This window comes from Devosia sp. 919 (assembly GCF_013185965.1).
Taxonomy (GTDB): Bacteria; Pseudomonadota; Alphaproteobacteria; order Rhizobiales; family Devosiaceae; genus Devosia.
On the sequence record NZ_JABAOL010000001.1, the window covers coordinates 696,200 to 717,141 of the forward strand.

The window sequence follows — 20,942 nt, forward strand, 5'->3', positions numbered from 1 at the left end:
CATGGAATTCCCTTTCGCTCTCGTGGGCGATCTCTTTATGCAGAACCTGGGTCTGTGGTGGATCATTCTGCCCGCGACCCTTATCGGCATTGTGGTCGGTATCCTGCCCGGGTTTGGCGCGCAGAACACCTTGATGATGCTGCTGCCGCTCACGCTGAGCATGGACGTCACATCGGCCTTGGCTTTCATGATCGCGCTGTACTGCGCCACCCAACTGGGGGGCGGCGTGCCGGCGATCCTGTTCAACATGCCCGGGGAAGGGGGGGCCGCGGCAACTGCCATCGACGGCTATCCGATGACGCGGAAGGGCAAGGCCCAGCAGGCTTTGGTGCTGTGCTTTTCCTCTTCGGTCCTTGCAGGCCTGATCACCACCGCAGTCACCATCGCGACGCTGCCGCTGTTGGCCCAGCTCAGCTACGTGATCCGCAGCGTCGAGATGATCGCCTTCATGGTACTCGGACTGACCCTGATCGCGGCGATTGCCTCGCGCGACATGCTCAAGGGCTTGATCGCCGGCTTCATGGGCCTGATGATCGGCTCGATAGGGGCCGATCCCATCTTCGGCACGCCGCGTGCGACCTTTGGCTTCGCCCAGCTTTATGACGGCGTTCCTCTGATTGCCGCCCTGATCGGTTTGTTCGGCATCTCCGAGGCATTGGTGATGCTCGAAGAAGATTCCGTCGTGCACAAGAAGGACCAGTCAACGGCTCGTCGCGCGAGCTGGCTCGATACCTTCGATGGCCTACGCCTCACGGTGAAATACTGGTGGCAGATCGTCTGGACCTCGTTGATTGGTCTGATTATCGGCATTCTGCCCGGTGCCGGGGCCACCGTTGCGGCCTTCATCGCCTATCATTACTCCAAGCTCTTCTCCAAGACTCCGGACGAATACGGCAAGGGACACCCTTGCGGGGTCATCGCACCAGAATCCGCCAATAATGGCGTGACCTCCGGCACGCTGGTTCCCGTCATGGCCCTGGGTATCCCCGGCGGCGCAACCGGCGCCGTGATGATGATCGTACTGGCTTATAATGGGGTTATCTTCGGGCCCCGTTTGTTCACCGACAATCCCGAAATCGCCTATGGCGTCTTTGTGCAGATGTTCGTGGCCTATCTGCTGATGCTGATCCTGATCGTGCCGCTGGCGCGATATATGAGCCGGGTGGTGTGGATACCTACGCGCTTTTTGGTGCCACTCATCCTGTCGATGATCGCCGTCGCCGCGTTCTCCGAGCGCGAATACATCTTCGATATCGGCGTGGCGCTTGTGTTCGGCGTAATCGGCTACATCGCCCGCAAAACCAATTATGAAGTCACCGCCATGCTGATCGGCGTACTGATGGGGCCACTATTCGAGTCCTATCTGCTGCGCTCTCTTCGAGTCGGTCAGGGCGACCCGATGATCCTGTTCTCGTCGCCAATTGGCAACGTGATCTGGCTCATGGCTCTCGCTTCGGCAGTGTTCCCCTTTATTCGTGCCCGCCGGAAAAATGGTGTGCTGGCGCAGGCAGCAATGGCAGGCAATGATGACTAAGTTTCGCACCGACATGCCCGTGGTCCACACCAATGCCGGACAGGTGAAGGGGTTTGAGAACCACGGCGTTCACACGTTTCTGGGCCTTGCCTATGGAGCGGACACTTCTGGTCGGGGGCGTTTCATGCCTCCACGCCCGGCCGCACCGTGGACGGGGGTTCGGCTGGCGTACTGCCATGGCGATATCGCACCCCAGGCGCCGCGACGGCCAAGCTCGCCCGACGATAGCGCCTTCATGGAAGATGCTTTGCTCAATGGGCTGCAGGCTGGCACCCAATCCGAAGACTGTCTGCGCCTCAACATTTGGACCCCAGGGCTCGATACTGCCCGCCGGCCTGTGCTTGTCTGGTTGCATGGGGGGCACTACTCCCTGGGCTCCGGCCACGACCTGGCGGCGTATGAGGGCAGCAATCTTGCACGCCGCGGCGATGTCGTCGTGGTTTCGCTCAATCACCGGCTCAATGTCCTCGGACACCTGAACCTCAGTGGCTTTGGGGACGAGTTCGGCTCTTCAGCCAATGTAGGGATGCTGGACATCGTGCTGGCGCTGCAATGGGTGCGCGACAACATTGCCGCCTTCGGCGGCGACCCCGACTGCGTCACCATTTTTGGACAATCGGGCGGTGGCGGCAAAGTCACGACACTGATGGCGATGCCTGCGGCCAAGGGGTTGTTCCACCGCGCCATCGTCCAAAGCAATTGCGCCCTGCGCCAAATGGATGTCGCGACCTCGCTCTCGCTGACTGCTGCCGTGCTGGACGAACTCGGCATGCCCCAAGCCGGTGCAAGCCAATTGCAGGAAGTGCCCTATGCTCAATTGAGTCGCGCTGAACTCGCTGCAGTCGCGAGGCTCTCGCCGCCGTCCAATCCGGCCCGTCGCAATCGACGGATTCGTTGGGAGCCGGTGGTTGACGGAAATGTCCTTCCGCGCCATGGCGGCTGGCCGGATGCCCCTGCCATCAGCGCTTCGGTGCCGATGCTGGTGGGAACCACGCTTAACGAGTTTACTCACGCCATCGGCCAGCCTGATTTGGAACAGCTCAGTTTCGAGCAAGTGGCAGCCGACTTCGCCCTCTCGTTCGGGTCTTCGGCCGCAGCGGTACTCACGACATTCCGGGACCGCTATCCCGCCGATCGGCCCTTCGACATCATGTCGCGCGCTTATTCGGCGACCATCCGGCAATGCGCCGTTGAGCACGCGCAGAGCAAGGCAGCTCTTGGCGCAGCCCCCGCTTGGCTATATTGGTTTTGCTGGCAAACGCCGCTGCTGGACGGACGCCCCAGAGCCTACCATAATGCCGAATTGCCGTTTGTCTTCAACAATGTCGAGCGCTGCAGCCACGGCACGGGGGGTGGCCAAGAGGCCGTCAGGCTGGGTGAAATCGTAGCCGACGCCTGGATCGCTTTTGCCCGGCATGGCAATCCTGAACATCCCGGATTGCCGGCCTGGCCCTGCGTAACACCGGATGGGGCACAAACCATGATCCTTGATGCGCCTTCGCGCTTTGAAACCAATCCGGACCATGACGAGCGCATGGTTGCAGGAGCAGCTTGACGGTCACCATAGTGAGCAATCGGATCGCCGCGACGCAGCAGATGAAGGAGTGGCTCTCGAGCGGGCAGTGGCCGTTGAACAGCCGTGTGCCGCCTGAGCGGGAACTTGCCGAGCAACTGGGCATCTCGCGGGGTGCGCTGCGCCAGGCGCTCGGCGAGCTGGAAGCGGAGGGCTATATCTGGCGCCATGTGGGTAAAGGCACCTTTGTTGGCGCGCGCCCCGAGGACGCCGGGGAAAGTACTTCCGCATTGGCGGCGCGCACCAGCCCGACCGATGTGATGACCGCACGGCTCATCATGGAGCCGAGCGCGGCGCGCTTCGCCGCGCTCAATGCATCCTCTTCCCAGATCAACGAGATGCATCGATGCCTCAAGCGAACCGAGGCCGCCAAGACCTTTCAGGAATATGCCTTCTGGGACGGCAAGTTGCACATCGTTATCGCCCAAGCCACGCGCAATGTGCCTCTCACCCATTTCCTCGAAACCCTGCACAATGTCCGTCACGTGGCCTTCTGGGGACGGCTCAAGGACAAGCAGCCCCCATCGCCGTCCAACCCCAGTCTTGAAGAACACCGGCGGATCGTCGACGCGATTGAGCAGCAGGAACCCGAAGCGGCCGAGCAATTCATGCTTGGCCATCTGCAACGGGTCCAACGTGGAATGCTTGGGCAAATTCTAGAGACGTAAACTCTGGTCCGTTTCGGGCCAAGCCCGACCGGTCGCAGGGGAGAGACCGAGAGGGGATTTTCGATGACCGCCAGATTGAACACCTGCTTCAGATCGACGGGCCGAGGCCCGGACATCAACATACGGCATCTGCGGGCGTTCGATGCGGCGGCAAGGCTGGAAAGTCTCAATCAGGCCAGCGAAGCCGTCCACATGTCGCAGTCGAGCGTCGTTTATGCGGTCAACCGGGTCGAGCAGATGTTTGGTACCCCGCTATTGCAGAGGGGCTCCAGTGGAAGCCGAGTGACCCCGGCGGGCGAACTGGTGAGCCGACGACTGTCGGCGTTCTTCAGGTTGTTTGAAGCGGCGGTCGCGGCAACCCTGATGCAGGCGCAATTGAGCAAGGAGCATGAATGCGTTCGCCTCACTGGAGCATTAACCTGGCAGCACATGCTCGCCGTTGTCGGGATCGCCAGGCTCACCCAGGCGCGTTTAGTGGCAACCGCGTTAGGGGTATCCGCCAGCGCCATTCTGACGAGGCTGCGGGATACCGAAAGACTGTTCGGTTGCGTTCTATTCGAGCGCAGAGACAACCAGATTCTCCTCAAACCTGCCGGCCAGGTCTTGGCTGAGGGGCTTAGTCAGGCTCTCCGGGAGCTGGACTATGCGATGGATGATCTTGCGGCTCATGTCGAGACAGCGCGCCCGACCATTGCCATAGGCTGCCTCGGTTTTGCGCGCTTGGTCTTGATCCCTTTGGCAATCTCGAACTCCCCTGCCAAAGAGAGCTCGTTGGTGCTGAGAGTTATCGACGACACCTTTCCCGTGATGGCAGCCAAGTTGCGGGCGGGAGAGTTGGACTATCTAATCTGCACCAAGAAAGCTGGCGTGGATACGCGGGGCCTGGAAGCAGAAAACCTCTTTCAAACCCGCTTTGCCGTAGCGTGCCGCCGCAGCCATCCACTCGCCACTGCCCGTCGCGTTTTGGTCGAGGACCTGGCCAGGTTTGAGTGGATTCTGCCACTTCCTCAAACGCCGCTGCGGCTCGCCTGCGACGAGGTTTTCAAGGATACCGGTCTTCCTAACGGAATTTCGGTCGAAACCCGCTCGGCCGCGCTCTCTTTTGCCATGCTGCGCTCGAGCGATCGGTTGATGATCGTCTCGGAGCACGAGATGCAAGCTGGCGGAAACGGCACCGACCTCGTTGCCCTGCCGTTTTCCTTGCCTATCCCTCCACGCGAGGTGGTCATCTACCGGAGAGAGGCATTCTTTGCACCGCCTCATCATGCCCGTTTTCTCGATCATCTCAGGGCAGTGGCGGCAACCCTGTCGTTGCCGGGATGCTCGGCTGGCGATGCCTCAGCAGCGTAACATCGTTAGGGTTTCGCGGCAGCTTCTAGCGTGGATCACGCGGGTCGCACGCCGCCAGAAGCTACTGGGGATGCGGCCACGCCAAGGGCGCGACCGCATCTTTCTTTAGTTCGTCAGGGCAGACTGCTCGATTCCGCTCAGCTCAAAGACGCGCATGCGGTTTACCTCGTCGCGCGAGGGATAAGGCGTTTCGGTCACCGAATAAGCGTAGCCGGCATTGAAGCGCGTGAAATTCGGCGCCCCGTCGGGCTGCACCCATTCGGGTAAACCTTCGCCATTTGGGTTGCCCGTTTTTACGAAGTTGGCCAGATAGGTGGAGATCGTCTCGCCCATCCGCCTGTCCGCGTCGGTCCAATGGCGCTGGCCATGCCAGTCGCGCATGGAGTTGAAGAAGTACCACAGATCGGACGAGTGGTAGGCACCGTAGAACTCCGAGTTCCGGCCCGGAGGGCTGTGGTTGAAGTAGAAGGCGTAGACATTGCTGACTTGGTTGTTGGCCTTGACATACTCAGCCGAAATCAACGCCTTCTGGAACTCGAGGTCAGCACTGGCTCGCAGTGTCATACGATAGGCATCCTGTGGGTCCGAAGGCTGGTAGACCTCCTTCCAGTCCTCGTTGCCATAAAGGTCCGTCATGGTCTTGGCGAATTCTTCGTCCGACATGGTCTTGTCAGGGCCGCCCCATTGCGACGTCCGCTCGTCCGACGCCCCACCGATCATCAGATCAATGCCGTCCAAGGCTCCTGGCTGCAGCAGATCAACCGACTCCGTGGTCAGCGAATAGCCGTCGATGATGTACTCGCCCACCTTCTTGTCGAGCGCCATGTAAAGGATGTCATCCCCGACGCTATTTTGCATGAAGTCATCGGTCGGCAGGGCCCGAAGCTCGTCCAGGCTCATGGGCTTGCCGAAGATTTCCTCGATGGCGGCAGCGTTATCGGCTTGAGCGTCTTCGAGCGATTTAAACTCCATTGGCAGGATGCCGCCAAAGCCGCTCTGTACCACGGCGCGCTGGAACAGGCCCTTTGCCAGCGGGCTTCTCAGCAGGGTGATGGTGTTACGCCCTCCGGCGGACTGCCCCCCAATGGTCACGCTGGCGGGATCACCGCCGAAATTAGAGATGTTGTCCTTCACCCATTGCAGGGACGCGACGAGGTCGAGCAGAGCATAATTGCCCGAGGCCCCTTCCGGACCCTCTTGGCTCAGTCCGTCCAAGGCCAGGAATCCCATTGGACCGACGCGATACTGGACCTGAACGACGATGATGCCTTGTTCTGCCAGCTTGGACGCCCAGAACTCGATCTCGGAAGCATAGCCGTGATCGTTGCCGCCACCATGGATCCAGACATAAACCGGCAGCTTTTCATCCGCGCTTTTGGCGGGCGTATAAAGATTCAGCGCGAGGGAGTTCTCGCTTGCTGGCGGTAGGAAGGCCCGGTCGTAGTAGAACTCGTCGCCCCAGAACTGGCCAACGGGATTAAGGTTGATGTCCTGCACTACCTGGTCAGGCCACCGGTCCATGACCTTGACGCCCTCCCAGGGTTCAACCGGCTGCGGGCCGCGCCAGCGATTGGCGCCCGATGTAGGAGCCGCAAACGGAATTCCCTTGAACAGTTGCACGCCCGCAATGTCAGTTGGAACACCTTGGGCTTTGCCGCCGACAACCTCGACAACGTCGATCGGAGCCGCGAAAGCGACAGGCAGGGTCACCATGAGCCCGCTCAACAGCACTGTTCCGGCGAGCAAGTTCCCCAATAGGGGCCGTCGGCCCATTTTATTTACACTCGAATGCATTGAGTCCTCCCTTGAGATGCTTTCAAACAGCATACCTCCAGGTTTCCGATCTAGCGCGGGCCTCGTCGGCGGGATGCTGTCGTGCACTGCCGATCAGACCGCACACCTGGTCAACTGGATGGGCACTTGCCCTGTCTTTATGCAGGCAAGTATGGAACCGGTAGATTTGCTGCTCGAAAATGATCAGACGCCGGATGCTAACGCGGTATCGTTGGGCCGCGTTATTCAATCAGACTGTAAGGCTATCGAATGTGGAGTAAAGTGCGACTTTGGGGCCGTGAGCAGACAGGCCGCTTTCGGGACACCAGCGTAGCAAGCGGCCGTTGACGATGGACCATTAAGTACTGGTTGCCCTGGCAACACCACGCAAGCCCCAGTGTTGCGTTGGTCTGATGACCACGCCGCGCCTTCGCAATCGTCAGGCCCTAACGGTTGCCGAAGGGGCGCCAGGAATCTTCAATCGTCGGTTTAGATGACAAGAATTGATGCCACCTCCTAGCTGGTACCGAACATTGAGTTCGGAATCAGCAATGCGATCTGTGGGAAGATGATGATCAGTATCAGAGCGACGATCATGGCAACCAGGAAGGGCATGACGCCCCGGTAGATGGTCATCAACGGCACTTCGGGGACTACGCTCCTCACCACGAAGACATTGAGGCCCACCGGCGGGGCAATCAGCCCCATCTGGACTACGATGACGAGGACGACACCGAACCAGATCGGGTCAAAGCCCAGGCCCACGATGATGGGAAAAACAATCGGAATGGTCAGCACGATCATCGCCAGTTCGTCCATGAACATGCCCAGCAGGACATAGATTAAGAGGATGACGAACAGGGTTTCGTAGGCACCAAGCCCCATCGAGCTCAGGCCCCCGCCCAGTGTCTGGGGAATTCCGGTCATGGCCATGAACGGGTTGAGCACATTGGCGCTGATGACGATGAAATAGAGCATCGCCGACGTCTTGAGCGTTTCGAGAGCAGCGCCCTTGAACCCTGCCCAGCTCAGCCGGCGCCGCAAAAGGGCCAATACGATAACGAGCGCAGCGCCGATCCCCGAGGCTTCGACGGGCGTAAAGGCGCCGATGTAGATGCCTCCGATGGAGATGACGATGATGGCGATCAGCGGCACGGAGTCGATGAGCGTGATGAGCTTTTGCCGAAGCGGCATTTTCTCGCCGCGCGGGCCGGATGCAGGATTGAAAAGCACCACGAGCCAGACCGTTGCGACGAACAGACCGGTCATCAGCAGGCCGGGCAGAACGCCCGCCATGAACAGGCGTCCAATCGATTCCTCGGTAAGGATGGCGTAGAGGACGAAGGCGGTCGAAGGGGGGATGAGAAAGCCGAGTGTACCGCCGGCCGCAACGGAACCGGCCGCGAGGCCATCAGCATAGCCGAGCCGCCGCATCTCCGGCATTGCGACCTTGCCGATCGTCACGGCGGTGGCGACAGAGGAGCCCGATACGGCCGAAAAAGCGGCGCAACCGAGCACCGATGCCGAGGCGAGACCACCGGGAAAACGCCCGACCCAGGCATTGGCGGCGTCATAGAGGCCACGGCTAAACCCGGCGGCCGAGGAAATATTGCCCAGGAGAATGAACATGGGAACGACGATGAGCGTGTAGCTCGAAACCGTCGAATAGCTCTCGGTGAGCAGCAGTGCCGTCGCGGAATTGAAGTCGCGCAGCATGGCATAGCCGAAAAAGCCGACGATCAGCATGGCAAAGGCGATGGGCGTGCGAAACAGCATCAGCGCGAACAGGGCGGCGACGCCGATGAGGCCGATGACGGCAGCGCTCATGAAGCGTCTCTTTCGGTGACGATGAGGATGGTCTGGCCAACGAAAACCAGGACGCAGAGGGCCGAACCTGTCGCCAGGACAATGTAGAGCGGCCAGATCGGCAAGGAGAGCATGTTGGTCGCGTCGCCCCAGCGGAGCGCGTCGAGGCCCTTGATCACCGCGCGATAGCTGAGCAGTGACAGGACGAAAATGGATGTCAGCCGGAAAACCAGATCCCCGATCAGTCGGCCCCAGCGGCCGATGAAATTGTCGAGGATGTCCACACGGATATGGCCCTCTTCGAACGTGCAGTAAGGCAGGGCCGCCATGACCAGGACAACGGAGGTCAATTGGATCAGCTCGTTACTGCCCAGGAGCGGCTGATGCAGCGCATAGCGCATGAAGACGCTGACCACGATCAGGACGATCATCATCACCATGGCAGCCGCCGCTACCCAGGTGAGGGCGTAAGTCGCCTGGCCGATAAATCTCGACCAGGCATGAAGCGTTGTCTTGGGCATATTATTTGGCAAGGGCGTCGACGACGGCCTGCGCATTGCCGCCAACGTCGCTGATGATCTTGGCGACCACCGGGGCATTGAGCTCGTGGAAAGCCCGCGCCTCGTATTCGGTGAGCTTGATGACTTCCTTGCCTGGAAGATCGGCGAAGGCCTTGATGCCGCCAGCGGCAACCGTGAGCTGGGTCTTGCTGCCCAGAGCCGAGGCCTCTTTGCCCGCGGCTTCAAGGGCGGCCTGCTGCTCGGCAGACAGCGCATTGAACTCGTCGCGGTTCATCACGATGGAGAAGGGCGAGATGGTCGATTCAATGCCCACCGTCAGATAGTCTGCGACTTCGCCCAGCTTGAAGGCCGTGGTGGCGGTGCCGTCGATCATGGCGCCGTCGATCACGCCGGTCTGCAGCGCAGTGTAGATTTCCGAAACAGGCATCGAGACCGGGCTTCCACCCCAGGCTTCGACCAGCAGGCCGGCATTGCGCGACGGAACGCGGATATTGAGACCGGCGAGGTCAGCAGGCGTGCGAACCGGCTTCTTGGTGTAGAGGAGGTTGGCAGCCGAGGACCAAAGGGAGATCAGTTTGACGCGCTGATATTCCGGCTCGAAAAGCTGGATGTTTTTCCAGATTTTCTCTGTTCCTGTGGCTTCGTCGATGACGCCAGGAAGTTCGGTCAGAAGCGTGAGCGGGAAGGTCGATGCAGTATAACCCGGCAGGCTGACGGCAAGGTCGGCTACCCCCTCGACGACGCGGTCATATTGCGCATCCGGCCCCGCACCCAGCTCGCCACCGTTATAGAGGCGGATCGTCAGCGCATTGCCCGTCTTTTCCGCGACCAGATTGGCAAATGGCTCGAAGGCACCGCCAACATAGGGATGGGTCGGGGCCATGTAATTGGCAAAGCTGAGTTCGTCGGCATGCACGGCCGTCATCGCGAGGCTGGCTACGGCGCCAGCGACCAAGGACTTCAGGCGCATCAGGTTTCCTCCCATTGAGCGCTTCGTCGGGTTAGTTGCCGACGAGGTAAAGGCGTGGAGCCGCTCCTCGCCAATGCAAATTGCAACGCTGTCCATTAGTTTGAGCTATAGCGGTGCCGCATCGAGGCTTCCGGGAAGAATGCGTGGATATGATCCAACATGCCCCGATACAATGCCTCCGATCAAGAAAGTCGTTTAGCCACAGACTTTAAGCGTGCTCGCGGAGTGCGGCGAGCGATGCGTCTTGGCCAGTGGATGTGCCGAGCAATAGCTCAAACTTATGCCACCTGCGGTGCTTCGAATTTTCCTCCGACCGGCTGTCCGCTTATCCCTTGGCGCAGCACTGCCGGTCTGGAACAGTAGCGCGAACAGCCGGATTAAAAGGATAAACCATGGTCGAACCGTGCCACGACATTGCCCATCTTGCGCATGTGGAGCTGCTCACCGATCGGTTCGAGGACAGTCTCGATTTCTTCACGCGCGTCTATGGCTTGAGCGTCAGCGCCAAATCCGAAGGCGTCGCCTATCTGCGCGGTTTTGACGACTATGAGTTTCACACGCTCAAGCTGACGGCGGCAACCACCACCGGCATAGGCCACGTTGCCTATCGTGCATCTTCGCCTGAGGCCCTGCAGCGTCGCGTCGCTGTCATCGAGGCCTTGGGCTGCGGGCTGGGCTGGGTGGATGGCGATGAGGGGCACGGACGGGCTTATCGCTTTACCGATCCTGATGGCCATACGTTCGAGATCTACTACGACACTCGCCGCTTTGTGGCCGACGATAGCAGTCGGGCCGCGCTGAAAAACATTGCCAGCCGTTTCCATGGGCAGGGTGTTTGCGTTCGCCGGCTTGACCATCTCAACCTCCTTGCCAAGGACGTCTCGGCGGTGCGCGATTGGATAACGCAGGCCCTGGGGAGCCGCGTTTCCGAATATATCCAGCTCGACAATGGCCGTATCGGTGGCTGCTGGTTCACGGTCAACAACAAGACCTATGACGTCGCCTATACCGAAGATCACACCGGCCACACCGGGCGCTTCCACCACGTGACCTATGCCGTGGACCAGCGGGAAGACGTGCTGCGCGCAGCCGACATCTTCCTCGAGAACGGCGTTCATATCGAGACAGGCCCACACAAGCACGCCATCCAGGGCACGTTCTTTCTATATGTCTACGAACCAGCGGGCAATCGCGTCGAAGTCGCCAATGCCGGCGCGCGCCTGTTGCTCGCGCCCGATTGGGAGCCGGTGGTCTGGACTGAGGCAGATCGCAAGAAGGGTCAGGCCTGGGGTCTCAAGACCATCGAGAGTTTTCATACCCACGGAACGCCGCCAGTCCCGCACGAGGGATGAGCGGTTTCGTGCTTGAAGGATAGGGAAGATGACCAACAAGACCGCGCTGATAGTCAGCGCCCATTCGGCCGATTTCGTCTGGCGCTGCGGTGGTGCCATCGCTGCCCATGCCGCCCTCGGCTATGACGTGACTGTCGTCTGCCTTTCCTATGGCGAGCGCGGGGAGAGCGCCAAGCTCTGGAAGCAGCCGGACATGAGCCTCGACAAGGTCAAGACCGACCGGCGTCGCGAGGCCGAGAACGCTGCCAAGGCGCTCGATGTGCACGATATCCAGTTCTTCGATCTGGGCGACTATCCGCTGGAAATGGATCGCGCCTCGAAAGATCGCCTGGTCGATGTGATGCGGGCCGTCCAGCCCAACTTGATGATGACCCATTCCAAATACGACCCCTACAATACCGACCATATGTATGTGTCGCAGTGGACGCTCGAATGCCGCGCCATTGCGCAGGCCTGGGGGCACAATCCGGGGCAGAAGATCCTCGGCGCGCCGCAGGTCTATCTGTTCGAGCCGCACCAGACCGAGCAGATGGACTGGAAGCCCGATACCTTCCTCGACATCACCGATGTCTGGGACAAGAAATGGGCCGCCATCCAGTGCATGGAAGGCCAGGAGCATCTCTGGCACTACTACAAGAACGTCGCTGAAAACCGCGCCAACCATTTCACCCGCAATTCCGGCGGCCAATCCGGCGGGCGTCCGGCTAAATATGCCGAGGGCTTCCAGTCGGTCTATCCGCGCACCGTGGATCAGCTCTGATGGCCGTCGTCGTCCAGAATTTTGAGCGGGCCGACCGCGCCATCATCGACCGGCTTGCCGCCTGTGGCGTCGCGACCGTTCACGAAGCGCAGGGGCGCAAGGGGCTCCTCGCCAGCTATATGCACCCGATCTATTCGGGTGCCCGCCTTGCCGCGAGCGCTGTCACCATCTCAGCGCCCCCGGGCGACAACTGGATGGTCCATGTTGCCATCGAGCAGCTTCGGGATGGAGACATTCTGGTGCTGGCGCCAACCAGTCCCTGCGAAGACGGTTATTTCGGCGATCTCCTCGCAACCTCGGCGCTGGCTCGGGGCTGCAAAGGGCTGATCATCGATGCTGGAGTGCGCGATGTTGCGGACCTGACGGCGATGCATTTTCCGGTCTGGTCCAAGGCCATTTTTGCCCAAGGCACGGTCAAGGAAACGCTGGGTTCGGTCAATGTGCCGGTCGTCTGCGCCGGCGCGCTCATCAACCCCGGTGACGTCATCATTGCCGACGATGACGGGGTCTGCGTGGTTCGCCGGGAAGAGGCTGCCGCTGTAGCCGACGCGGCCGAAACCCGCGTCGCTGCCGAGGAGGAGAAGCGCAAGCGCCTTGCAGCAGGAGAATTGGGCCTCGACATCTACAAGATGCGCGAACGGCTCGCCGGGAAGGGGCTGAAATATGTCTGAACCCGGCACGCGCGTCATGTGGATGCGCGGTGGCACATCCAAGGGCGGGTTCTTTCTTGCCGAGGAGCTCCCCGCAGATATTGCAGCCCGGGACGCGCTTTTGTTGCGGATAATGGGTTCGCCTGACTCTCGACAGATCGACGGCATGGGCGGAGCCAACCCGCTGACATCCAAGGTTGCGGTGGTGAAGCGCTCGGTGCGACCGGGCGTCGATGTCGACTATCTGTTCTTGCAGGTTTCGGTCGACAAGGCGGTGGTGTCCGACAAGCAGAATTGCGGAAACATTCTTGCAGGGGTCGGGCCATTTGCGATCGAGCGCGGTCTGATCCCGGCGCAGGACGGAACGACCAGCGTCCGGATATTCATGGAAAATACCGGCCAGATCGCCGTTTCCACTGTCGCCACGCCGGACGGTGCAGTCGTCTATGATGGGGATGCCCGCATCGACGGCGTACCGGGGACTGCCGCGGCAGTGCCGATATTCTTCGAGGATACGGCTGGGTCCAGTTGCGGCGCACTATTGCCCACCGGAAATGCGGTGGACCGGGTCCTGGGGGTAGATGTCACCCTGATTGACAATGGCATGCCCTGCGTCATCCTCGATGCGTCGGACTTCGGCGTGACTGGCACGGAAACGCCAGCTGAGCTCGATGCCAACGACACCCTGCGCCAGCGCCTTGAAGAAATACGGCTGGCTGTTGGGCCGATGATGAACCTCGGCGACGTGCGCGATGCCACCGTTCCAAAGATGACTTTGGTGAGTCCGGCACGGTCTTGCGGTGTCATTTCCACTCGCAGCTTCATCCCCCACAAATGTCACGATGCCATAGGCGTTCTTGCCGCGGTATCCGTGGCAAGTGCTTGCCTGCTTCCCGAAGGTCCGGCTCAGCGCATTGCGGCGAAGACTACTGGGCAGGAGCGTTCGCTTTCCGTTGAACATCCCACGGGTGAGTTTACCGTGGTCGCGCAACTGGACGATGCGGGAAGCATCGCCAAGGCGGGCGTATTGCGCACAGCGCGCAAACTTATGGATGGCTGGGTCTACTAGGAGGCAGAGTTGACGCTTGCGCTGATCGGTTTTGGGGAAGCAGGGCAGGCTTTTGCCCAGGGGTTCAAATTACCGGCCGGTCGAGTGAAAAGCTATGACCTCAAATTCGATCAGCTCAACGACAATGCTGACCTTTTGTCGGCCGCTAATGCGCTCAATGTCGATCCGTGCCGCTGGGCGGAGCTATGTGTCCGTGAAGCCGAACTGGTCTTTGCCCTCGTTCCCACCGACCAGACCATCGCCGCTGCACAGGCTGCTGCGCCGCATCTGGCCGCGAACGTGCTCTGGCTCGATGGCTCTTCAAGTTCTCCGGGGCGGAAGCGCGATGCCGCAGCCATCATCAATGGCGCCGGCGGGCGCTATGTCGATATGGCGATCATGGCGCCAGTCCATCCGCGGTTGCACAAAACGCCAGTCCTTCTTTCCGGACCAGATGCCAGTGACGCGCAGGCCATCGCTGTGACAGAACTCGGCATGGTGGCGGAGCTGGCTGGTGAGGCCATCGGCGAGGCCTCAGCGGTAAAAATGATCCGCTCGGTGCTTGTGAAGGGGATTGAGGCCGTCACGGCAGAATGCATGCTGGCTGCGAGGCGGGCAGGCGTCGAGGATCGTGTCATTGCTTCCTTCGTCCGATCGGATGCCAACGTCGATTGGGCTGCGCGCACAGCCTACAATCTCGAACGAATGACGCATCACGGAATGCGTCGCGCGGCAGAAATGCGCGAGGTGGTGACAACACTCGACGAACTGGGCATTCCCAGCCGAGTATCCGCGGCAACCGTTGCGTGGCAGGACCAGCTCGGGAGCCTGGGCGATGACTCGAGCGAGAGGGCATTGCTCGATCAACTCGATGCCATTCTTGACCGGATCCAATGAAGTCCAATCTCCGCCACCTGCGAACCTTCCTGTCCGCAGTCGAAACTGGATCAATCACTCGGGCGGCAGAGCTCAACAATGTCTCCCAGCCTGCCGTAACTCAGGCCATCAGAAAGCTTGAACACGCCTATGGCATGCCGCTGTTCCAACGCACGGCGAGAGGGCTGTTCACTTCTGAAGCGGGACAAATCCTGGCGCGCCGTGTCCGCCGGGCGCTTGATCGGCTCGATCGGGTTCTGACAGGCCTATCCAGTCGCCTGAGCCTGACGGCAACTACCTCACAGCTGACGGCCCTCATCGCGGCGGTCGATGCACAAAATTTCTCGCTGGCGGCGCGTCGACTTAGCCTCGCGCAACCCACAGTTCACCGCGCTATCGCCGAGCTTGAGCTGGAATGTGGCAAGGCGCTTTTTGAACGAACGTCCGGCGGTATGATCGCGACCCGCGCGGCGATCGGTCTTGCCCAGGCGGCTGAACTCGCCTTTTCCGAACTGGCGCAGGCGGAAGCTGAACTCGGGGCGCTGTTTGGCAGGGAGGTTGGCGAAATTGTCGTCGGTGCCATGCCCTTGTCCCGCGCTACCATCCTTCCAGCTGCCATTGCCCGCTTTCGGGAACAGTTTCCGACACTCCCGATCAAGGCGGTAGAGGGACCCTATTGCGATCTTCTGACCGGGCTGCTGCGTGGCAAGATTGATCTGCTTATCGGGGCACTACGCTATCCCGCGCCAGTCGACGATCTTGAGCAGGAACTGCTGTTTGAGGACGGATTGTCTGTCGTTTGTGGCCCCAATCACCCGATGCGGTCTGACAGGGAGCCAACCCTTGGGGAACTGGCTCGCTATCCATGGGTGGTGTCAGCCATAGGCACCCCCTCGCGCGCCGTGTTTGACCGGATTTTCTGCGAGGGCAACGCGCCCCCAAGTCTCGTTGAAACCAGCTCGGTCATGCTGATGCGCGAGTTGTTGGCGGTTTCAGACCATCTAGGCTTTGTCTCGTCCGGACAGATCATTTCTGATGTGCGATTGGGCAGTCTGGTCGAGCTTCCGGCAGCGTTGCCGCAGACCACGCGCGCCATTGGCATTGGCACACGCAAGGGTTGGGAGCCGACGCGAGCGCAATCGCATTTCCTTGACGCCATTCGTCACGCATCCGCACAGCTCCACAGCAACGCTACCCAATCGGAAAGGGCCGGATGATTTCCACCCGGCCCTAAGATTTCAAGGCTCGCCGGCAGCGGCAAGCGTTTCGGCAAGCCAGGCGAAGGCTTCCTGCACGTCATAATTGCCGGCATGCGGCTTCATCCATGCGAGTTCAAAGTTCACATCCTGGACACTCTCGTCGCTGAGCACGCCGTAATATAGCGCTAGTTCGACGGCAAAGGCCGTGTCACGGTCGAGCGTGCCGTGGCGGATATACCAGTAGAGGGCGGTATCGGCTTCGGTGTTGAAGAAGGCATGCGGATTGATCAGCTTCAACTGATTGGCAAGGTCGGCGCCGTCACCCGTGATATAGTCAGCCCAGTTTTTGCCGGTGTCGTCGGGGCCTGAACCGTCCCCGGCCACTTCGTTGTTGTTCCAGCCATATTCGGTGAAGTTAGCATAGGTGTCAGTGCTGGAGCCGAAGAGCGAGTTCTCGCCACGCAGATATTCATTGCCGGTATTGGCGGTGGCGTCGAACGCCGGAACGATCTTGAGTGCCGAAACGCTCGAGACAAACTTGAGGTAGTTTTCGTAATTGAGGTCAGTGACTTTCTCCGCCTCGACCGTCAGCCAGTCATTGGCAAAGCTGCGACTGCCGTCGCGTCCCTCGACGCCGAAATCTTCGCCGATCGCCGGAATGGTGGCGCCTTCAGCGATGGCTTCTTCCACTTCGCGGGTGAGATGGGAGACGATGGCCTTCTTCATGGTTTCGGCGGTGAGCGGCGAACCGTCTTCCAGCTTGTAACCGAGGCTGGAGATATAGCTGTCGTAGGCCGCTGCAAGTTTCGCAGAGCCAGCCTTGTGCGCGTCCGTAAGAGTGCCTCCCACGACATTGTCGGCGCTGCGCAGGAAACCATACTGCCATTCATAGGCGGTATCGGCATTGCCCAGATCGGTGATCGGGCAATAGGCGAGGGTCGCAAAGACGTCGTCGTTAAGGAAGCTTTCGCCCGCCTTGCTCATCCCTGCGGCGCCGATTTCAGCGAGATAGGGGTAATATTCGGCGCTATTTCCGCTGGCTGCCACTGCAACCGACAAAGCCCCGCCACCGCTGGTCCCGGTGATAATAATGCGCTCGGCTGAGCCAGGCATCGTGGCATCATTGAGCCGAAGGTAGCGTACCGCTGCCTTGGCATCGACAACCGCAGCTGGAGCCTTGCCGACCAGAGTGCTGTCCGCGGCCTCCGCGCCGCGGCTGCGGGATCCAGCATTGACGATGATATACCCGGCCTTGAGGGCTGCGCCGGTAGCATCGGTATCGCTGGTGCTGACATAATCCTTGCCAGCTTCGACCACCTCTGCCGGACCGGCCGCGTACCAGCCGCTGTTCCGCACCTGCAGGAGGATTGCCGTCTTGCCATCCTCCGCAGCGGTCTCAGGCACATAGATGTTCATGGTCTGATAGGCGAACGGATCGGCCAGGGGCGTGCCCTCTGTAGAAGGGGGCGCCCCACTTGGGCCAACGCCCCGTGGCGGCTGAACCGCAGCCATCTCGATGGGCTTGCCGACATATACCGTGGTATATTTCCGGACGTTCACCGGCTGACCGTCGAGATTGACCGTGATCACCTCGAAGTTTTCGGCGTCAAATTTGAGCGTGGCATCGTGGGCACCCGCAGCCATGGCTGGCAGGGCCGTTGTTCCCAGCAACGCGGCCGCCAGTCCGCAAGCGATGAGTTTCTTGCCCACTGCGCCCCTCGATGTGACGACCCTTCGTGTGAGGAAATTCAGCAATCTAGCCTCCCATGTGTGCTGCATAGTCGCAGGTTGAAGGGAGCCTATGGCCTTACCTGATGGGGATAAAATTCACTCTACATGCACTTGCATTAACTGTCGCTATGGGGAGGCAGAGAGCAGGGAGTCATGCGCTTTTTGTGCGCTCCAATTTCTCCAACAGCCATGCAAAGGCTTCCTGAACGTCGTAGTTGCCGGCATGTGGCTTGAGCCACGCCAGCCGGAAATTGACGTCGTGAACGCTTTTGGCATTTTTGAGGGCAACATAGAGCACGAGAATAACGGCAAAGGCCGTGTCGCGATCGATCATGCCGTGCCGGACATACCAATAGGGCGCGATATCGGCCTCGCCGCTCTTGAGGAGCGCAATGGGATTGATGAGACGGAGCTGCGTCGCGAGCAGGCTGGCGGGGGCTGCCAGGACTTCTGCGAATGTCATCCCGGTATCGTCTATGCCCGAATGATCGCCCGCGACTTCGTTATTGTCCCAGCCATAGGGGGTGAAGTTTGAGTAGCGCTGGCTATCGGTGCCGAACAATGAATTTTCGCCACGCAACCCAGCATCGCCGGTGTTGCCCGTCGCATCAAATGCCGGGACGATCTTGAGCTTTTCGCATGATGTCACGAAGCGCAGGAACGCGTTCCGGTCGATCTCCGCCTTGCCACCCTCTTCGAAACTCAACCAGTCATTGGCGAGTTCGCGATCGTTGCCTAACGTGAACATTCCTCCCAAGGGAGGAATGGGCTTCCCAGTAGCGTGCATGCGTTCAGCTTCCCGGGCAACTTCAGCCAAAAGCAGCGCATCCAGTGTCTGCGCCGTTAGAGTGCGCCCCTCGAGTTTGAGTCCCAGGCTCGCAACATAGTCGGGGTAGCTTTGGGCCAGCGCAGCGGATGCCTCTGTGGCACTGGTGGTTAACGTGCCGCCGACCGTGTTTTGTGGCGTGCGGTAGGAGCCGAATTGCCACTCATAGGCCGCATCTGCATTGCCCAAGTCGGTTATCGGGCAATAGGCGATGGTGGCGAAGACGTCGTCGGTGAGAATGCTTGTGCCGTCGGGGGCAAAGCCTGCCGCGCCGAGTTTACGAAGATAGGGGAAATAGTCAGGCGCATTTCCGCTTGCCGCGACGATAGCAGAAAGGGCGCCTCCGCCGCTGGTGCCCGTGATGACAATACGGTCCGTGTTCCCTGCAATGACATCTCTGTTCAGGCGGAGGAAGCGTATCGCGGCCTTTGTATCAACGACTGCAGCGGGCGCCTTGCCAACAAAACGGTCGTCTGCGCTGAGCGCCCCCCGGCTACGTGCGCCCGCGCTGACCAGAATAAAACCCTCGGAAAGGATTTTGCCGACGAAGTCACCATCACCGGTACTGGAATAGTTGGAGCCATCGAAGACCATGTCGTGTGGTCCGCTGGCAAACCAGCCGTTGTTCCACACCTGCAGGATGATCGGCCGAGGCTTAGTCACAGGACTGCTACAGACCGGGATATAGATGTGCAGCTTGTGGTAGGCGTTGGGGTCTTTTAGAGCAAAACCTACCCCTGCGTCCGGCTCCCCCGAAGGCGGCACCCCGCGCGACGGCTGCTCTTTTGACATGGCAATGGGCAAGGCCACATAAGTGGCTTCGTATTTGCGAACCTCTACACTCTCTCCGTCGACCAGCACATGCAGCAGCTCATAGCGTTCGCCGTCGAGGCGCAGGTCGGCGGAATAGTCGGTCATCTTTGGTCTCGGCCTCGTACGACGTACACAACTTGAGTGCCGGTTATCTATGTCCGGATCGCTGCGATCCTTCTCATGCGAAAGAGCGCAAGCGGCATAAGTTTTCACTATAGGATGAGCCAGAATTACCTATTTTTTCCTGTACCAGCACGCGGTAAGTGCTGGGCCGGTCCGACGAAGTCGATTGCGCCATCAGTGCCGAGATCGTTGCACGCGACCGATAGCTTGTGCATCTCAATAGCAAAAACTTATGCGTGCTGCGCCCTATTGAAATAGCCAAGCGTCACAGGCTGATCGACACTGCTATCAAAACAAGAGCTTCGCATCGAAGCCGTTGGCAGAGGGCAAACGCAGTGGCGACAGACGCATCATCCGACAACCATGACGCAAAGCCCGATCTTGCGACGCCGCCAGCCTGGACTATCCGTCGGGTTGCAACCGCCGACTGGTCGAGTGCAGTGTTCGCCCTTGTGTTTGTGGTCGCGGTGGTTGGCTGCTTCCACCCCAATTTTCTTGCGCCGAACCAGTTGATCAATGTGGTGCAGAGTTCGGTCTATGCAGCCCTGATCGCTGCAGGACTGGTCTTCCTTATTCCCCAGAACGAGATCGATCTTTCGGTCGGTGGGAACTATGTGCTGACGGGGATAGTGGCCGCGCTACTGATGAAGGCTGGACTTTTCCCCCTGCTGGCAATCGTTCTCGCCCTGCTGGTGGCTATGGGTATCGGCCTGCTCAATGCCTTCACCAGCCAGGTTATCGGCATCCCATCGCTCATTGGCACGCTGGCCATGAGCTGGATGTTGCGCGGCCTCGCCCTTGCCCTCGCGGGGGGCACGCAAGTGACTGGCGTACCACTTTCCGATCCCATCGTTTCCGTTCTGGGCGGTGGGAGGGTGCTTGGCTTGCCGGTCTCGATCATTCTGCTGATCGTCGTTGGGGTAGTGCTGACCTTGGTTATGCGCAACACGCCCTTTGGCTACCGGGTCCGCCAGATCGGCTCGAACCCTGATGCGGCGGAATTTTCGGGGATACCCGTACGCCGCACCCGCACACTTGGCTTCGTCCTTGCCGGGTTCATGGCTGGTCTTGCTGGTATTGTTGCACTCACCTTTTTCACCGTCGGTGACCCGCAGAGTGGCGGCGGCATCGAGCTCTTCGCGGTCGCAGGGGCGGTCATTGGCGGTACGCCGCTCGCCGGCGGCAAGGCGACGGTGTTCGGCGCCATGGTCGGCGCCATCCTTCTTACGGCAGTGGCGGTAGGCCTCGTCTACTTCCAGATCCCCGCGACCTGGGCGCAGTTCGCCACCGGCGCCGTCATTCTTGGCGCAGTTTCCGTCGATGGGCTGGTGCAGCGCCAGCGTCGGCGCGCCGATCAAAAAGACTAAGT

The 20,942-nt window shown here is 60.2% G+C and carries 17 protein-coding genes; 11 read left to right on the top strand and 6 right to left on the bottom strand.

Annotation, left to right across the window (positions count from 1 at the left end; all coding sequences use genetic code 11):
- The first annotated feature begins 1 nt into the window (after window position 1).
- From HRQ64_RS03355 to HRQ64_RS03370, 4 genes are all read left to right on the top strand, one after another.
- On the top strand, window positions 2-1,534 hold the full coding sequence (locus HRQ64_RS03355; protein WP_172122035.1) for a tripartite tricarboxylate transporter permease: 1,533 nt from the start codon (window positions 2-4) through the stop codon (window positions 1,532-1,534).
- Window positions 1,524-3,089, top strand: a complete 1,566-nt coding sequence (locus HRQ64_RS03360; protein ID WP_172122037.1) for a carboxylesterase/lipase family protein — start codon at window positions 1,524-1,526, stop codon at window positions 3,087-3,089. The genes HRQ64_RS03355 and HRQ64_RS03360 overlap by 11 nt, the downstream gene beginning before the upstream one ends.
- Window positions 3,086-3,775, top strand: coding sequence for a FadR/GntR family transcriptional regulator (locus HRQ64_RS03365; protein ID WP_172122039.1), 690 nt, complete (start codon window positions 3,086-3,088; stop codon window positions 3,773-3,775). The genes HRQ64_RS03360 and HRQ64_RS03365 overlap by 4 nt, the downstream gene beginning before the upstream one ends.
- 63 nt (window positions 3,776-3,838) lie before the next feature.
- Window positions 3,839-5,125 (top strand): LysR family transcriptional regulator, encoded by a 1,287-nt coding sequence (locus HRQ64_RS03370; protein WP_172122041.1) that lies wholly within the window; start codon window positions 3,839-3,841, stop codon window positions 5,123-5,125.
- A 105-nt stretch (window positions 5,126-5,230) separates the two neighbouring features.
- Here HRQ64_RS03370 and HRQ64_RS03375 read toward each other — a convergent pair whose 3' ends face one another.
- The 4 genes from HRQ64_RS03375 to HRQ64_RS03390 form a co-directional block, all read right to left on the bottom strand.
- The gene (locus HRQ64_RS03375; protein WP_248308185.1) at window positions 5,231-6,952 is read right to left on the bottom strand and encodes a carboxylesterase family protein; all 1,722 of its coding nucleotides are present in this window, start codon (window positions 6,950-6,952) and stop codon (window positions 5,231-5,233) included.
- A 462-nt stretch (window positions 6,953-7,414) separates the two neighbouring features.
- Window positions 7,415-8,725, bottom strand: coding sequence for a TRAP transporter large permease (locus tag HRQ64_RS03380; RefSeq protein ID WP_172122043.1), 1,311 nt, complete (start codon window positions 8,723-8,725; stop codon window positions 7,415-7,417).
- The gene (locus tag HRQ64_RS03385; protein WP_172122045.1) at window positions 8,722-9,225 is read right to left on the bottom strand and encodes a TRAP transporter small permease; all 504 of its coding nucleotides are present in this window, start codon (window positions 9,223-9,225) and stop codon (window positions 8,722-8,724) included. The genes HRQ64_RS03380 and HRQ64_RS03385 overlap by 4 nt, the downstream gene beginning before the upstream one ends.
- 1 nt (window position 9,226) lies before the next feature.
- The gene (locus HRQ64_RS03390; protein WP_172122047.1) at window positions 9,227-10,195 is read right to left on the bottom strand and encodes a TRAP transporter substrate-binding protein; all 969 of its coding nucleotides are present in this window, start codon (window positions 10,193-10,195) and stop codon (window positions 9,227-9,229) included.
- A 392-nt stretch (window positions 10,196-10,587) separates the two neighbouring features.
- On the opposite strand from HRQ64_RS03390, the gene HRQ64_RS03395 reads away from it, so the two are divergent.
- The 6 genes from HRQ64_RS03395 to HRQ64_RS03420 are packed head-to-tail and all read left to right on the top strand — an operon-like array spanning window position 10,588 to window position 16,098.
- Window positions 10,588-11,547, top strand: a complete 960-nt coding sequence (locus HRQ64_RS03395; RefSeq protein WP_172122049.1) for a VOC family protein — start codon at window positions 10,588-10,590, stop codon at window positions 11,545-11,547.
- Window positions 11,548-11,575: 28 nt separating this feature from the next.
- Window positions 11,576-12,307: a PIG-L deacetylase family protein gene (locus HRQ64_RS03400; protein ID WP_172122051.1), complete on the top strand. Its 732-nt coding sequence runs from the start codon at window positions 11,576-11,578 to the stop codon at window positions 12,305-12,307.
- On the top strand, window positions 12,307-12,978 hold the full coding sequence (locus HRQ64_RS03405) for a 4-carboxy-4-hydroxy-2-oxoadipate aldolase/oxaloacetate decarboxylase (RefSeq protein WP_172122053.1): 672 nt from the start codon (window positions 12,307-12,309) through the stop codon (window positions 12,976-12,978). The genes HRQ64_RS03400 and HRQ64_RS03405 overlap by 1 nt, the downstream gene beginning before the upstream one ends.
- Window positions 12,971-14,026, top strand: coding sequence for a 4-oxalomesaconate tautomerase (locus HRQ64_RS03410; RefSeq protein ID WP_172122055.1), 1,056 nt, complete (start codon window positions 12,971-12,973; stop codon window positions 14,024-14,026). Before HRQ64_RS03405 ends, HRQ64_RS03410 begins: the two co-directional genes overlap by 8 nt.
- Before the next feature lie 9 nt (window positions 14,027-14,035).
- Window positions 14,036-14,902, top strand: coding sequence for an NAD(P)-dependent oxidoreductase (locus HRQ64_RS03415; RefSeq protein WP_172122057.1), 867 nt, complete (start codon window positions 14,036-14,038; stop codon window positions 14,900-14,902).
- Entirely contained in the window at window positions 14,899-16,098 is a 1,200-nt protein-coding gene (locus tag HRQ64_RS03420; protein WP_172122059.1) for a LysR family transcriptional regulator, read from the top strand. The genes HRQ64_RS03415 and HRQ64_RS03420 overlap by 4 nt, the downstream gene beginning before the upstream one ends.
- 21 nt (window positions 16,099-16,119) lie before the next feature.
- Here HRQ64_RS03420 and HRQ64_RS03425 read toward each other — a convergent pair whose 3' ends face one another.
- Together HRQ64_RS03425 and HRQ64_RS03430 are read right to left on the bottom strand one after the other, a co-directional pair.
- Entirely contained in the window at window positions 16,120-17,790 is a 1,671-nt protein-coding gene (locus tag HRQ64_RS03425) for a subtype B tannase (protein WP_210258493.1), read from the bottom strand.
- A 172-nt stretch (window positions 17,791-17,962) separates the two neighbouring features.
- A complete protein-coding gene (locus HRQ64_RS03430; RefSeq protein ID WP_172122063.1) occupies window positions 17,963-19,555 on the bottom strand; it encodes a subtype B tannase in 1,593 nt (530 codons plus the stop codon).
- A gap of 353 nt (window positions 19,556-19,908) precedes the next feature.
- On the opposite strand from HRQ64_RS03430, the gene HRQ64_RS03435 reads away from it, so the two are divergent.
- A complete protein-coding gene (locus HRQ64_RS03435; protein WP_172122065.1) occupies window positions 19,909-20,940 on the top strand; it encodes an ABC transporter permease in 1,032 nt (343 codons plus the stop codon).
- Window positions 20,941-20,942 lie beyond the last annotated feature (2 nt).